11 protein-coding genes are annotated in these 16,637 nt (G+C 32.5%); 1 reads left to right on the forward strand and 10 read right to left on the reverse strand.

What is annotated here, in order from left to right:
• Window positions 1-147: 147 nt before the first annotated feature.
• Window positions 148-5,325, forward strand: a complete 5,178-nt coding sequence (locus LX78_RS01705; RefSeq protein ID WP_109680906.1) for a reprolysin-like metallopeptidase — start codon at window positions 148-150, stop codon at window positions 5,323-5,325.
• Window positions 5,326-5,432: 107 nt separating this feature from the next.
• Here LX78_RS01705 and LX78_RS01710 read toward each other — a convergent pair whose 3' ends face one another.
• The 10 genes from LX78_RS01710 to LX78_RS01755 all read right to left on the reverse strand — a co-directional run bounded on the left by LX78_RS01710 (window position 5,433) and on the right by LX78_RS01755 (window position 16,636).
• Window positions 5,433-6,146, reverse strand: a complete 714-nt coding sequence (locus LX78_RS01710) for a 3'-5' exonuclease (protein WP_109680907.1) — start codon at window positions 6,144-6,146, stop codon at window positions 5,433-5,435.
• Window positions 6,147-6,158: 12 nt separating this feature from the next.
• Entirely contained in the window at window positions 6,159-6,515 is a 357-nt protein-coding gene (locus LX78_RS01715; protein ID WP_109680908.1) for a hypothetical protein, read from the reverse strand.
• A 2-nt stretch (window positions 6,516-6,517) separates the two neighbouring features.
• Window positions 6,518-8,929, reverse strand: a complete 2,412-nt coding sequence (locus LX78_RS01720) for a penicillin acylase family protein (protein WP_109680909.1) — start codon at window positions 8,927-8,929, stop codon at window positions 6,518-6,520.
• Between the two features lie 73 nt (window positions 8,930-9,002).
• Window positions 9,003-9,476: a methylated-DNA--[protein]-cysteine S-methyltransferase gene (locus LX78_RS01725; RefSeq protein WP_109680910.1), complete on the reverse strand. Its 474-nt coding sequence runs from the start codon at window positions 9,474-9,476 to the stop codon at window positions 9,003-9,005.
• On the reverse strand, window positions 9,476-10,561 hold the full coding sequence (locus LX78_RS01730; protein ID WP_109680911.1) for a CNNM domain-containing protein: 1,086 nt from the start codon (window positions 10,559-10,561) through the stop codon (window positions 9,476-9,478). Before LX78_RS01730 ends, LX78_RS01725 begins: the two co-directional genes overlap by 1 nt.
• Before the next feature lie 74 nt (window positions 10,562-10,635).
• Entirely contained in the window at window positions 10,636-13,161 is a 2,526-nt protein-coding gene (locus LX78_RS01735) for a T9SS type B sorting domain-containing protein (RefSeq protein WP_109680912.1), read from the reverse strand.
• Between the two features lie 93 nt (window positions 13,162-13,254).
• A complete protein-coding gene (hemB, locus tag LX78_RS01740; protein WP_109680913.1) occupies window positions 13,255-14,247 on the reverse strand; it encodes a porphobilinogen synthase in 993 nt (330 codons plus the stop codon).
• Window positions 14,248-14,257: 10 nt separating this feature from the next.
• The gene (locus LX78_RS01745; RefSeq protein ID WP_109680914.1) at window positions 14,258-15,214 is read right to left on the reverse strand and encodes a DUF4421 family protein; all 957 of its coding nucleotides are present in this window, start codon (window positions 15,212-15,214) and stop codon (window positions 14,258-14,260) included.
• Complete coding sequence (gene hemF / locus LX78_RS01750) at window positions 15,205-16,107, reverse strand: oxygen-dependent coproporphyrinogen oxidase (protein ID WP_109680915.1); 903 nt, start codon at window positions 16,105-16,107, stop codon at window positions 15,205-15,207. Before hemF ends, LX78_RS01745 begins: the two co-directional genes overlap by 10 nt.
• The gene (locus LX78_RS01755; RefSeq protein ID WP_109680916.1) at window positions 16,097-16,636 is read right to left on the reverse strand and encodes a GNAT family N-acetyltransferase; all 540 of its coding nucleotides are present in this window, start codon (window positions 16,634-16,636) and stop codon (window positions 16,097-16,099) included. The genes hemF and LX78_RS01755 overlap by 11 nt, the downstream gene beginning before the upstream one ends.
• Window position 16,637 lies beyond the last annotated feature (1 nt).

The raw sequence follows: 16,637 nt of genomic DNA on the forward strand, positions 1-16,637 counted from the left end.
GTTTACTCTAAATAAATTTAGTTTTTACAGTATTTAATCGAAAAAGGATTCTTTTAAACTTCTCATTAATTTTATTACTTTATTTTAGCAAAAAATGAGAAAAATTATTTGACATCAAAAAAGTGTCAATAAATTATTAAAAGAGATATGAAAAAAAATATTTTGTTTTTAGTGAGTGTTGTTATTATGAGTGTTAATGTCTATGCTCAAAATAATTTCTGGACCAATGCTAATACTAACGATTTTAGAACTGAATTAAAAGATAGAGTTTCAATTCCTACTTCCTATAGAACAGTTTCATTTAATGCCGAAGCTTTTTTAAATTTTGCTAGTAATGCAAGATCGATGTTTAGCGAGAGACAAGGCAATACTCTGGAATTAGTATTACCAATGCCTAATGGAGAAAATGAAAGGTTTACTCTTGAAGATTCAGAAATAATGCATCCTGAATTAGCTAATAAATTTCCTCAATTAAAAACCTATTCAGGAAAAGGTATAGATGATAAAACAGCAACTATTCGAATAACTTATTCACCATATTTTGGATTTAGTGGAATGATTCTTTCAGGAAAACATAGTACAGTTTATATTGACCCTATTACTAAGGATAATGTATTTTACATGTCTTATTATAGAAAAGAGTTGGTGCAAACTTCAATTGATTTTCAATGTTATACAGATGAAAGTAGTGATGGTTTAATTAATAGAGTTGAAGATGTTCAGCGAGTTGATGCTTTGGGAGACTGTAATTTAAGACGCTATCGATTGGCTCAATCATGTACTGGTGAATATGCACAATATCACATTGCACAAGCTGGAGGATCAACAGGTAATACTGCTGGTGACAAAGCGATTGTTCAAGCTGCTATGAATGTTACCATGAATAGAGTAAATGGTATTTACCAAAGAGATCTTGGTATTATTATGCAATTTGTGGCTAATAACGATTTGGTTATTTATTTAAATGCAGGATCAGATCCGTGGAATGGTGAATATAATACCACGACAGCTCAAACATTAGATTCTCAAATTGGCGTTAATAATTATGATATTGGTCATAATTTTAATACGTCTGGTGGAGGAAATGCAGGATGTTTAGATTGCGTATGTTTAGCGGTTAGTCAAAGTGGGACTCATAAAGGTAGAGGTTATACAGGACGTGCAGCACCAATTGGAGATCCTTTTGATATAGATTATGTGGCACACGAAATGGGTCATCAATTTGGAGGATACCATACTCAAAGTAATCAGAGTTGTCGTTCAGGAAGTGGAGCAACAGAAGTAGAGCCTGGTAGTGCAAGTACTATTATGGGATATGCTGGAATATGTTCTGCTAATGTTCAAAATGCAAGTGATGATTATTTTGCTTATGTAAATATTAGAGATATAGTGACATCAATTAACTTTGGTAATGGAAGTGGTTGCGCAGAGTTGATTGTTTCAAATAATAGTGGACCAACAGCAGACGCAGGTTTAAATTATTCGATTCCTAGTTCAACTCCTTTTAAATTAGAAGGAATTGGAACTGATGCAGACGATAGTGGATTAACCTATTGTTGGGAGCAAAATGATCCGGAAAACCCTGGTTCGAATTCAGCACCAACTTCAACAAGAGCTGTTGGACCTATGTTTAGATCGTTATTACCTGTAGCAGAACCTTATAGATATATGCCGAATATTTCAGCTATAGTTAATAATACAAGCCCAACCTTTGAAGTGTTACCTTCTATCTCCAGAAGTATGGAATTCTCATTTATTGTAAGAGACAATAATTCGATGTCTGGTTGTACTGCAAGCGATTTAATGACTGTAAATACAGTTGCTTCAGCAGGACCATTTCTTGTTAGCACGCCAAATACAAATGTGACTTGGGATACAGGATCTACAGAAACGGTAACCTGGGATGTTGCTGGTACAACTGGAAACGGAATTAATGCTGCAAATGTCGATATATTTTTATCAACAGATGGAGGTTTTACATACCCAATCACTTTGGCATTAGCGACACCTAATGATGGTTCACATGATATTAGCGTTCCAAACAATCCAGGGACTCAAAATCGAATTATGGTAAAAGCATCAAATAATATATTCTTTGATATATCAAACACGAATTTTACAATTAACCTTTCATCACCTACTTTTTTATTGTCTGCAACACCAGATAACAATGAGTCTTGTACACCAGCAACAGCAGATTATACTATTGATTTAACCTCTTTATTAGGTTTTAACTCACCTGTTACTTTATCAACTTCTGGTCTTCCTTCAGGTGCTATAGAAAACTTCTCTGTAAATCCGGTAACTCCAACAAATAGCTCTGTATTAACTTTAGACCCAGGAACTGCAAATTTTGGAACTTATATTGTGACCGTTAGTGGAGTTGGAGGTGGAATAACCCAAACATATGATATTAGTTACACAATATCTGCAGGAACACTTAACACCATTACATTATTATCACCAACTGATGGTGAGGTTTTTGTAAGTACTTCGCCAACTTTAAGTTGGAATACAGAGGCTAATGCAGATTCTTATGAGATTGATGTTGCAACAGATGTTGCCTTTTCAAATATTATATTTAATCAAACTGGTGAAACTAATATGTCAACTGTTGCATCAGGATTATCGTATAATACAAATTATTTTTGGAGAGTTCGAGCTGTAAATAATTGCACAATTGGTAGTTGGTCTACTGCTTGGCAATTTACAACTCAAGATATTCCAGCATGTACAGGAACAATTATTAATACGTTTCCATATTTAGAGACTTTTGATTCAGGTATTGGAGATTGGACACAAGCATCAGGTGATGATGGAAATTGGACTTTAGATGCCAATGGAACTCCTTCTGGTGGTACTGGGCCTTCAGATGATATTACAGGAGGAGGAAACTATTTCTTTACTGAAGCATCTAGCAACGGTTCACCAGGAGAAGTTGGTGCTAATGCTACAGTAATTTTAAATAGTCCATGTTATGATTTGTCGGGTCTTACAGAAGCATATTTTTCATTTTATTACCACATGTATGGAGGAGATATTGGAACATTAGATTTGGAAATTTCTATTGACGATGGAGCTAATTGGAATAATATCTTTACTGTTAATAGAGATTTAGGGAACCAATGGAATTTTCAAAACATCGATTTAAATAGCTATATAGGTGGGAATGTAAAGTTTAGATTTATTGGGTTAACAGGAGATGGATGGGCTAGCGATATAGCGATTGACCATATTGGACTTACAGATACATTTGATCCTATCTATTGTGATTCAAATGGAAATAACACTAACGATGAATATATTGGTCGCGTTCAATTAAATTCCATTGATAATAATAATTTAAACCCTGGAATTACCAGTCAAGGATATTCTGATTACACAAATTTAAGTACAGATTTATATAGTGGCACACAATATACTATAACGATAACGCCATATTGGACAGGAACTGTTTATAATGAAGGATATGCTGTATGGATTGATTATAATCATGATGGTGATTTTGATGATGCTGGCGAACAAGTTTGGACGCAAGTAGCTACACAAAACACACCAGTATCAGGAAGCTTTACTGTCCCAGACGATATCGCATTCGAAGAAAGCACTAGAATGAGAGTGTCTTTAAAATGGAATGGTATTCCAACATCCTGTGAGTCTTTTGGTTATGGCGAAGTTGAAGATTACACCATTAATTTAAAATACAATGGTCTTCTTTATTTAAATAGTTCTTGGATTCCTAATGCACCATCAGGAGCTACAGGTAGTGATAATGCATTGGTTTTTAATGGAACCTATAATGTAAATACAGATGTTACTGTAAACAATTTAATAGTAAATTCATCAGCTGCTATAGAAATTCCTGAAGCACTATCGATGTATGTTAATGGAGATTTAGTGAATAATGGAGATTTGACACTAAATTCGGTTTCAGATCAGTATTCAAGTTTAATAGTATTAGGAACTGCAACAGGCGATGTTACATATAATCGACATGTAAATATGAATGCGAGTTCAGGAGGAAACGATTTAATTTCTGCACCTGTAACTGGACAAACATTTGGTGCTTTTGCAGCAGCTAACCCTAATATTTTTTCTAATCCATCTAATCTTTCAGAAAAAATGTTTGGACCATTTGATAAAGCTTCAGAATCATATTTAACTTATGATACAGATATCCCTTCAGAAGCAGCAGTAACTCTAGATTCAGGAATTGGTTATAGAGCAGCAACCTCAGATGATGGCACATTGACCTTTAAAGGGAATGTGAATACAGGTGATGTATTTATCAATATATATAATTTAGGGACAATTTATCCAGAATGGAATTTAATAGGAAACCCTTATCCTTCATATATTAAATTAGCAGATTTCTTAAATCCAACAAATTTGAATCAGCTCTTGAGTACAAGTGCTGCAATATATGGATATAACGATGATACTGTTGTAGGTGGAAAATGGACGATTTTAAATTTAGCTTATTCCCAAAATAATCCAAATGAAATATTGACACCAGGACAAGGTTTCTTAGTGTCATCAAGAGTAGGAGGAGGAACTATAACGTTTTCACCAGGATATAGAACTATAGGGTCTAGCGACGATTTTATTATAGGTAGAGAAAACCAAAATAATGATATCGCTTATTTAAGCCTGCAAATGGCAAGTGCTTCAGACACATATAATACGGATTTTTATTTTACAGATAACGCTTCACGTGGTTTAGACCTTGGCTATGATGCTACAGTATTTAATGGTGTTGCTCCTGATTTTGCTATTTATTCTGCTTTAGTTGAAGAGAATGAAGGAGAAGATATGGCTATTCAATCTGTAGGATATAATGAGTTTAGTAGTGATATAGTTATTCCTTTAGGAATAAATGCAGCTCAAGGACAACAGATAACAATTAGTATTGATAATTCTAGTTTACCAGAAAATGTTGAGGTGTTTCTTGAAGATAATTTATCTAACACATTTACATTATTGAATAATTCTGATTATGTTTTTACAGCAGACGCAAATTTATCAGGTACTGGACGTTTCTTTTTACGATTTGAATCTGAAACATTGTCAAGCCCTGAAAATGCTTTAAATTATGTGTCAATATTTACACCAAAAAGCGTTAAATCAATTATAATTAAAGGACAGATTAATGAAAATACATCAGCAAAATTATATGATATTCAAGGAAGATTGGTGTACTCTACAACTTTAAAAGAGGGTACGTCTTTAAATGAAATTGATGTTAAAGATTTTAGTGTAGGTGTTTATGTTATTAAACTGGAGAGTGCTACTCAAGGTAAAACTCAAAAAATTATACTTAAATAAGATATAAATTTTATAATAAACTAAAAGTCCAGAATTTAATTCTGGACTTTTTTATTTTGTTAGGTTTTTGATTTCTTTCTTTAGTGTAAATAGCTTCAGAATCTACATTATATATGAATAATCTCACTATCATGAAGTAGCTCGTCACCACGAAGCCTTAAAAATATTTGTGCCACAGCAATAGTGTCTTTTTCGCAGTAGGTAATAATTCTGTCTATTTGGTTTTCTTCGTAATAAACTCTATAGACTTCACTACCATCAATATCATCTTTTGGTGAAGGAATCCCTAAAATATTAGTAAGCAATTTTAATGACGTATAATGTTTGTAATCACCAAATTTCCATAAATCCAAAGTATCTAAATGTGGTACTTCCCAAGGTTTTTTCCCGAAGAGATTCAGTTTGTAAGGTAGTTCTATATTGTGGATAATCATGCGTCTGGCTATATAAGGGAAATCGAATTCCTTGCCATTATGAGCACATAATAAATGTTTAGTCTGACTAAAATGAGAAATAATAAGGTTTTTAAATTCTTTTAAAATTTTAATTTCTTCACCATAAAAAGAGGTCACTCTAAATTTTCTAATATCTCCTTGAAAAGTAAAATAACCAACCGAAATACAAACAATTTTTCCAAATTCGGCCCAAATGCCTGCTCTATCGTAAAATTCTTCTGCTGTAAATTCGTCTTTTCTTTGGTATTGAGTTTTATGTTCCCAAAGTGCTTTTTTGGTTTCATCTAAATCAGAAAAATATTGAGTTTCTGGAACCGTTTCAATGTCTAGGAAGAGAATATTTTCGAGATTTAGCTTGTCAATCATATTATTAAAACTTTAGCGTTTCGCTAATAAAGTTACACATTGTTTTCCAAATATTCCAGAAATTCCTGCTGCAATACCACCAATAATTCCAGTCACTAGTGTTAGAAGATAGCCATTTCCGTTTAAAGGTAAAAGAACAGCAATCTTTTTTGCAAGTATAAAATCGTTGGTATTACTTAGCCAAAAAGCATAAGCTATCCAAAATAATGTAATTGCTAAAAAAGGAACTACAAATACAGAAGCACGTTTTAAGCTAATAAAAATACTTGTTGCAAATGCAGCAACCATAATAGACCACCAAGGCATAATTTGTGAAAGAAGAAACGCTATGAGTATAGTTGCTATAAAATTGATGCTATTTTTTGTCATGATTATGGAGTTAAGATTTGTGTTGAAATTACACCTTCCGTTTTATTTGAATCTTGAATAAATAAGGCTTGAAAATAGTCTCCAACTGCCCATTGGTCTATAAAATTATCGTAATATTTACTTCCTGGATTTCCAGATTGTCCTCCAGGATAAATTCCTAAAGCTGTTGGTGGAGAAGTCATTTCCACAATCATTCGCCAAGAAGGCCCATGATTTGTGTCGGCTGCATTTACTGTATTTCTGTCTCCTCCAATAGGTAAATTAAATCTTGAAAACGCAGGTAATCCTTGTAATAAATGTCCAACATAAGCACCTTTGTAGGCTTGCCAATTATAATCACCATGTTCTTTTTTCCATTCGGTGAGTTCTTGTGCAGTTTCTTTAAAAGTAATTAAAAATAAATCTTTTGCAGATTCTTTTTCCGGAGTATCTACAATATCCATAAACTCGTTTTCTGGATGATTTTTAAGCATGTAAATAGTTTGATAAATGAAAGGATCCATCAAAGCAGTGTTTTCAAGATCTAATTCATCCCATGTTAATGGATACAATTTTTTCCACCATAAATCCCAGATACTTGGAGCTATTTTATCAATATCGCTATTATAGTCCCAAGCTTTAACTAGCTTTAAGATGTCTTGCTCTTCTTGATTTAAATTAGAAGTATCCATGTTTTCAAGCATGTATGGCATTAATTCTGAAGCTTTTAAATTATAATTATTGTTTTGAAGGTCCTTAAAATCTTCAATACTGAATGTTTCTTTCGAATTGAAAAAATCGTTAATTACACGATTTCGATAGGTTTCATAACCATCGTTAAACACATAAAATGGATACGATGCATCTACAGGATGCTGATTGGCAGAACTAACAAAGCCACGATCTGGATTTTTTGAAAAAGCATTGTTTTCTTTTGGAATAAAGCCTTGCCAGTCGTGCTCTGGATTGCTTCCATCCATTAAAAATTTGCCTTGTCCTTGCCATTTATTTGGAAATAACCCTTGAATCCAAAGTGCAATATCTCCATTGGTGGATGCAAAAACAAAATTTTGTGCTGGCGCTATCCAATGTTGCAGAGCTGCTAAATAATCGTCGTAATTTTTAGAGGAATTCAAATCTATTAAGGTTCTCTGATTATTTCCTCCTATATGCCCAATCCATTTCATAGCATAACCTTCTTTTTGCCCATTTCCTTTAAATGTATGGTCATAACTTACAGGTCCATGATGTGTGTATATAACAGAATCTAGATAAGTTTCTTTACCTCGTATTTTTATTTCTTCAACTCTAACAGTTGTATTTTTCCAAGTGTTATTGTATCTGTATTGAGTTCTATTTTCGTCTTTAAATTCAATTTTGTACCAATCTTTCACATCTCTTGTGGCATTGGTTTCTCCCCAAGCGATATCTGTATTAAACCCAGAGATAACTCCCATAGCTCCAGGCAGTGTGGCTCCATATGCATTGTGTTCAGGAGTTGCTAATTGCATAACAAACCAAATAGAAGGTAAGTTGAGTCCTAAATGTGGATCGTTTGCAAGAATAGGATTTCCTGAATAAGATTTTTCTCCAGAAACAGCCCAATTATTACTACCATTATTGGCATGAGGTTTTTCCATAGTTTCAGAAATAGAGTCTAGTGGTAGTTCGCTTTGTGGTGTTTTTGTCATGGCTGAATCTATATAACTCCAATCGGTTTCTATTGGAATTATTGGATCATTTACATCAAAAAAATCTGGATATAATAAATCGAATTTATCTTCGCCTAATAATCTTAGCGCATTAGTGTACTCTAAATCGTGTTCTCTGCTACACAACATGTCTGTCATGTACATCAATAAATAAGCTGTTTTATCAATTGACCATAATTCAGGCTTATAACCTAATAACTTGTATTCTACCGGATAATCTTTTGGTTTTAAAGATTCAATGAAGCTATTTACTCCTTCACTGTATGCTTGAAGGAACACTAGTATTTCTGGATCGTCTGCTTCCATTTTAGCAATAGCATTTTCTGCACCAAAACCCATACCTTTTCTTCGTTGAGCTCTATCATAATCTAGAGCTTTTTCTCCTATTATTTCTGAAAGACGTCCTGCAGCTGCAAAAGTTTGAAATTCCATCTGCCATAATCTATGTTTAGCTGTAATATAGCCTTGAGCTTTATATAAATCGGTGTCATTTTGAGCAAATATATGAGGAATAAGATTTTCGTCGTAATGGACTATAACTTTATCTGAAAGCCCATTAATTTGAAGATTACCAGTTATAGATTCGGTTTGTTCATTTTGCCAAATGCCTTGAGCAGGATTTAAAAATTCGCCTATAGCTGGCACAGAACCAAATTTTGTATTCAATGCATAAAAAACACTAATTAGAAGTATTAGTGAAACAAAAAATTTGAGGTATTTCATTTAATAAAAATTTATAGACTAAAGATATATTTTTTTGTTGAATTTGAACTCTAAAGAGAGTTAGAGCCTTTAATTAAAATAAGGATTGCTGTTTATAAGGACTTTCATGATCTAGCAACCATTTTTTTCTGTGTAATCCTCCAGCATAACCTGTTAAACTGCCATCACTGCCAATTACACGATGACAAGGCACGACAATCCACAAGGGATTTTTACCATTGGCATTGGCAACAGCTCTTATGGCTTTTACGTCGCCTAATTGTTTTGAAAGATCAAGATAAGACACGGTTTTCCCATAAGGAATATTCAATAGAGCATCCCAAACTTTTCTTTGAAAATCGGTTCCATCTGGATTTAGCTGTAGGTCGAAACTCTTGCGTGTTCCTTCAAAATATTCTTGAAGTTGGTAGACACAATCTTGAAGACAATCAGGAATAATATCTGTAACTTTTTCTTCAGAATTTAAAACTATAATAGACAAAACACCATCATTATCACCTGTTATTTTAGTAAACCCTAAAAGTGATTTGATAATACATATCTCCATTAATCTTTTGGTTTAATATCGTCAATTAACCCAAGTCTTTTGGCGCGAGCTTCCCAACTTTTTCTTGCTAAAAGCTGTAAATCTGGTACATCGTCGTGCTCATCCATAATCTCTAAGCCTAAAAGAGTTTCTATAACATCCTCCATGGTTACTAGACCACTTACAGAACCGTATTCATCTACAATTAGCGCCATGTGATTTTTGCTTTCTATTAATTGTTCAAACAAACGAGGTATTGGCATACTTCGATTGATGATTATAATGTTTCTCTTAATATTTTTAAGTAATTTTTTCCCATTTCCAAAGGCCATTTCTTTAAACACTTCGTCTTTTAAAACCAGTCCTGTGATATTATCCGGATTTTCGGTAAAAACAGGAATTCTAGAGAATTTTATATTGGCATTATTTTTAAAAAAAGTTTCAATGGTTTGGTTTTCATCTTCTATAGACATAACCGTTCTAGGTGTCATAACATCTTTCGCCAACACCTCTTTAAAAGTTAGCATGTTTTTTATGACCTTACTTTCAGATTCATGAAAAATACCTTCTTCTTCTGCTAAATCTGTCATAGCGTGAAAATCTTCACGACTTAAAACACTTCCATGTGCATTACCTCCAATTAGCTTGGTTGTAAGTCTTAATAGCCATAAAATGCCTGTATATTTTAGTGGAAAAATTAAAATATTAAGAGTAGTTGCTGTAAACCCAACTAAATGTTTCCAATAAGAAGCACCAATAGTTTTTGGAATAATTTCTGAAACTATTAATATAAGCAACGTCATGATTGCAGAAATAATTCCAACAGTATTTATACCTAATATTTCTAATTTAAAAGGTAATTTTTCAGCTTCAATACCTACCATCATGGCTCCTAAAGTATGAGCTATAGTGTTTAAGGTAAGGATTGCAATTAATGGCTGGTCAACATCTGATTTAAGGGCTTCCAGCTTAAAAGCATAGGCTTTACCTTCTTGTTTTTTAACACTAATAAAAGTTTGTGTTACACTTAACAATACAGCTTCCAAAATGGAACATAAAAACGAAAAGAAAATAGATATAGTGGCCCAAAGAATGAGTGTGCTCATTAAAGTGTATTTAATTTTTTGCTAATTTACAAAATCCAATTTATAAATTACTTTAAGTACGATTATGTTTACGCTTAACGTTTTAAAGTAAAATGTGAAGTGAACTCACGATCTACATTATCGTCATCTTTAAATAGAACTTTAAACCAATAGTCTGAACTTGGTAAATTTTCACCTTTAAATGTTCCATCCCAACCAGGACTATTTGAGTTTAATTCTTTTAGAAGCTTTCCATGCCTATCGAAAATATATATTTTAGGTTCAATTAATTTTTCTACACCAATTATCTGCCAAAGATCATTAAAGCCATCATTATTAGGCGTGAAAAATTTTATATAATCTACTAGTGTTTTTCCAACCGTAACTATACCACATCCATTAACATCTCCAATATGAAATTCATGATATCCATTTGGGACATTATAAAATATTGAACTTTCTTGATAAGGACTTTCATCAATTCCATACATATAGTTACCATGTCCTATAGCTATTATTTCTACTATATGATTTTCAGAAAATGGTTCAGAGACAATATTTACTTCAAGTGTTTGAGGTGGTCCAGAAGGAGTAATAACAGCATGTTTTTCTATAAAACAACCTGTTAAATTATTAGTTACATTAACAGAATAGTTTCCATAATTGGTAACTGTTAAATCGCTTAGAGATTCACCTAGAATTAAAACGCCTTCAAAATACCATTCAAATGTGTGTAGTGTATTAGATAAACCTGTTGATAATATAGGGAGCTCATAAAAAGTGTTAGGTGTATCATCGCTATTAACACATAAAAAATCATCATTTAATTCAAATTGTGGAGGGATATTTATTGTTACTGTAAAAGGAATGTAAGTATAACAACCATTACTCAAATCCCTTTTTTTGGCATACAAAGTAAAGCTAGGTAAACCAGGTGTTGAATAGTTAGTTTTTGAAACAGCAATATTATTAATAACATCCAATTCAGTTTCATGGTAGGAAATGTCATAATCTGCTGGATTATCAGGACCAATAATAAACATATCTGCCCCAGAAAGATCTATAGTTGTTATATAGTCGTAATCTTCATCACAATAAAATTGTTCTGGAATAGGGTATGACAATGGTATTGGTGGACCAGTTATTTCTATAATATCATTACTAGCAGTTAAACAGCTATACTGTTCTAATACAAAATTGGAATAAATTCCTCTATCTAGATTCTCAATAATAATTTCACCATTCGCGTTGGCTTCAATAGTAATTTCATCTATCAATTCTCCGTTATAAGTATATTGGTATGTATAATTTGTATATGGAGTTAAGCCATGAATTATTATTTCACCATCAATATTATCGCAATCTGTAACATCCTCTTTAGTAATAGTATAGTTAGGCGCTTCTGGGTCTGTTAGTTCAAAAACGGTATTTATACTGGTGTTACAAGCAGCATAAAATAGATTAATATTAGCATAAGTTCCAGCGTCTAAATTTTCTATAGCTATATTTCCATCAACATCTGCAACAAATGTTTCATTAGGAATAAAAACACCATCATCTTCATAGTTGATGGTGTAGGATTCTCCAGGATCTAAACCTGAGAACACAATTCTTCCATCTAAACCATTACATATTGAAGGGTTTTCTTGAAAAACATTAACAATAAAAGGGATAAAAGATTCGTCAATCTCTTCTAATATATAAAAGTAGGTAAAACTTACGGTTTGATTTGATTCAATATCTCCAATATTTATTGCTAATGAAATAGCTGCATCAATAAAATTTGTAGTACTACCTTCAGTGCTAAAATGCGTAGGGGTTGAATTCCAGATATCACTTGCTACTCGATTGTCGAATCCACCATATGATACTCTTATGTTTTCATTTTTTGCATAAAAGCTTACATGCGATCCATCCATATCTTGAGGAATTCCAAGCGCTGATTGAGAAGCAGTAACAAGACAAACATCATCTGTAGCAGAACTGGCTTGCGAAATTAAGCTCATATCGGTCTCATATGAACCACTTAAAGTAATATTATTGTCTGGATCGACATTGTGCATAAAAAACACATCGTTTTTAACAGAATCAGATAAGTTTTTTATTATAGTTTTCATTTGAATAAATAAACCATCTTGAGTCACACTGTAGTATCGTTTAATGTTTAAGCCAGCAACATTGCCTTCCCAAGTAATTTGTGCTGTATCTTCAAAACAATCAGATGAAACAACATTAACATTTGTAACTTCTCCAGGTATTTGGAACAAGTAATCAGAATTATTATTGTTATAGTTTATACCACTAATTTCTATGGTGAATCCTTCTTCTGGGACTCCAGGTGTAAAAAAATCACCATCATAATCTACCCAGCCATCGGCTAATGGGTTTGCAATAAACCCAAATTTGAAATTTCCATCAGACTCTCTATTATCATGAAAATTTGGAGGCTTATTATTAGTCTTAGCCCCAAATACTCCTTTTTCATTTATTCCTATTTCTATAAAATCTCCTTTAGCCCAACCGTCTCCGTCTATTAAATGAGCTTCAAGTTGTGCTTGAACTTGACTAAAAGTTAAAAAAAATAAAAATGAAAAGAGACCGAGTTTACGTGAGGTATTCATTAATTGAAATGGGTTTTTTAGCTATAGAAGTAGGATTTATTAATTTAAGATAGTTAAATATAATTTTTTAATTAATAATATGTGCGTTAAATATTACTTATTTAATAATTTAACAACATCTTTTGCGAAATAGCTAGCTATAATATCTGCTCCAGCACGTTTTATGGCAGTAATTTGCTCCATCATTACAGCATCGTGGTCTAGCCAACCTTTTTCTGCAGCAGCTTTAAGCATAGCATATTCTCCAGAAACCTGATAGACAGCAACTGGCACATCGACTTCGTTTTTAATTTCTCTAACAATATCTAAATAACACAAGCCTGGTTTTACCATCACAATATCTGCACCTTCATCTATATCCATTTCGGTTTCACGAAGTGCTTCAAAACGGTTGGCATAATCCATTTGATAGGTTTTTTTATCTTTTGGAATATTTTTTAAATCTACAGGTGCTGAATCTAAAGCATCACGAAAAGGACCATAAAAAGCAGAAGCATATTTGGCCGAATAACTCATAATACCTGTATTGACAAATCCTTCATCTTCTAATGCCTCACGAATAGTTAAAATTCTACCATCCATCATATCGCTTGGAGCTACAAAATCTGCTCCAGTTTTGGCATGAGAGATACTCATTTCAGCTAAAACATCGGCAGTTTCATCATTTAGTATTAGACCATTTTCTATTATACCATCATGCCCATAAATAGAGTATGGATCTAAAGCAACATCTGTCATGACTAACATATCTGGACAAGCATTTTTTACGGTTTTAATAGCTCGTTGCATGAGTCCTTTTTTGTTTAATGCTTCTTTACCAGTATTGTCTTTTAGCTTGTCGGGTACTTTTACAAATAGTAACACAGATTTTAAACCCAGTTTCCAAAGATCTTTAACCTCTTTTTCAAGTAAATCTAAACTGTAACGATAGTAATTAGGCATAGAAGCAATTTCTTCTTTAATACCTTTTCCCTCAACGACAAAAAGAGGGACCAGAAAATCGTTTGGTGAGATAATGGTTTCACGAACTAAAGAACGAATGGCTTCGTTGGTTCTTAGTCTTCTATTTCTTCTTATTGGGTACATAACTTATTATTTAAAAACCGTATTTTTCATTAAACTTGTCTGCAAAATTAATCCATTTTTTTGGAGCCTTGAAACGATATCCAATATAAAACTCTAGATAAGTAATTTCATCATCCAATCTTGTAGTTTTATCTGCATTTTGCTTTAGAATTATAATGTTCGAATTAATTCCACCAAAAAATGAATCGGAATTATAGCTTAAAACAGCTCTTCCGGTAAATTCGTATAAAGCAGATGTTATGTTTTCTGAACCTAGATTATTACTATGATTAACTCCAATTCCTGCAGAACCACCTAATGAGAAAAGCAGATTTTTTGTTACTACCAAATTATAATAATACGAAGGTGCAATGGCAATATTATAAGTATATGCTTTTTCACTAATTTCATCCTCTTCAAGTTTATATTTTGTATAGTAATAATAAAGTCTTGGAATAAAACTTCCAGCACTTTTTAATTGCCACTCATTTTGAAATCCAATAGCTCTAAAGGAGAAATTTTTATTAAATATATAGGAAGTAGAGCCTCCTATTTTCAAGGTTTTTACTCCAGGCAATTCAAAAGTATTGCTATTACCTTTAATGTAAAACCCTTTTTGATTGTAAAAATCTATGGTTTGCATCCATTGATTATAAAACATTCTAAAGTTTAGTGTAAATAATCTTGAATCTTTATTGTCTTTATTTGCAGACAGAAAATTAGGCGAAAAACCATAATCAATTTCTAAAGAACGAAAAAGTACTGAAAAACCTAAATAATTTGTTTTATTGGGTTCTAATTTAAAATGCTCTTCATTGTTTTTATCATATATATAAAAACTATTAGATGTGTTAATTAAAGAAATTCTTGTAGAAATTTTATCTTGAAATGCTTTAATATACGTGCTTTTGGTGAGGCTATCGTTTTGTGAATATGCTGAATAATAGAATGTAACTAAGACGAAATATTTAATTAATTTTAGACCCATTGTAAAGGGTGTTTTAAGACACTTAATAATTTTTCTTCAGCACTTTCAGGTTCAGGTTGATGATCATAAACCCATTGCACATGAGGAGGTAAACTCATTAAAATACTTTCTATTCTTCCGTTAGTTTTTAATCCAAAAAGTGTTCCTTTATCATGTACCAAATTAAATTCAACATAACGACCACGACGGATTTCTTGCCATGTACGTTGTGAATCAGTATATGCTAATTCCTTGCGTTTTTCAACTATAGGCACATAAGCTTCTAAAAAGCTATTGCCAACTTCTGTAACAAAGCTAAACCAATTTTCCATACTCATACTGTCTGTCGCTTTGCAATAATCGAAAAACAAACCTCCTATTCCTCTAGCTTCATTTCTATGTGAATTGTAAAAATACTCGTCGCAACGTTCTTTATATTTTGGATAGAAATCAGGATTGTGTTTGTCGCAAGCTGTTTTACAGGTTTGGTGAAAATGTATGGCATCTTCTTCAAATAAATAGTAAGGTGTTAAATCTTGTCCACCACCAAACCATTGATCTACTATTTGCCCTTCTTGATTATACATTTCAAAATAACGCCAATTAGCATGAACAGTAGGAACCATTGGGTTTTTAGGATGTAAAACTAAACTCAAACCACAAGCAAAAAACTGAGCATCTTTTACGCCAAAATGGCTACGCATAGTTTCAGGAAGCTCTCCATGGACAGCAGAAATATTAACACCTCCTTTTTCGAAAACCCGACCATTTTCAATTACACGAGTTCGTCCTCCACCACCTTCTGGACGAATCCAGATGTCCTCTTGAAATTTAGACTTGCCATCCACAGCCTCTAGTTTAGAGGTTATAGAGTCTTGTAAATTTTGTATGTAATGGTAGAATTTATTTTTCATCATGTAATTCATAAAGTTCCATGTCTATTGGGTTTCTTCCGGAAGGTTTAAATTCATTTGTAAGTGTTTTAGACCACTTAAAACCACAACGCTCAGCTACATTAATACTACTAGCGTTTGTTTTATGAATAATAATTTGCAGCGTTTTTATACCTAAGTCTCTAAAAGCAAATTTGGTAAAAGCTTTAATGCTTTGTGTAATCCATCCTTTTCCAGAAAATTTTCTCCCAATACAATAAGCAAATTCTCCTTGATTAATCTGGTAATCCAAATTTTTTAAAATCACTAAACCTGCTACCTTATTTGTGTCAATATCTTTTATAGCAAAAGTAAATTCTGTTTGATCTTTTAGGGCTTTATTTTTTTTTAAAATATAATTTTCAGAATCTATTTCAGATAGATTTTGAGCTAAGGTTTTAGGTAAATACTCTTGAAAACTTTTACCGTTATTTATCATTAAAGCACTTAAACTTGAAGCATCTTCGAGTTTAAGTGCTTCAAGTTTAAATGTTTCGGTAGAAAAAGTCATT

Source organism: Xanthomarina spongicola (genome assembly GCF_003148645.1).
Classification (GTDB): Bacteria; Bacteroidota; Bacteroidia; order Flavobacteriales; family Flavobacteriaceae; genus Xanthomarina; species Xanthomarina spongicola.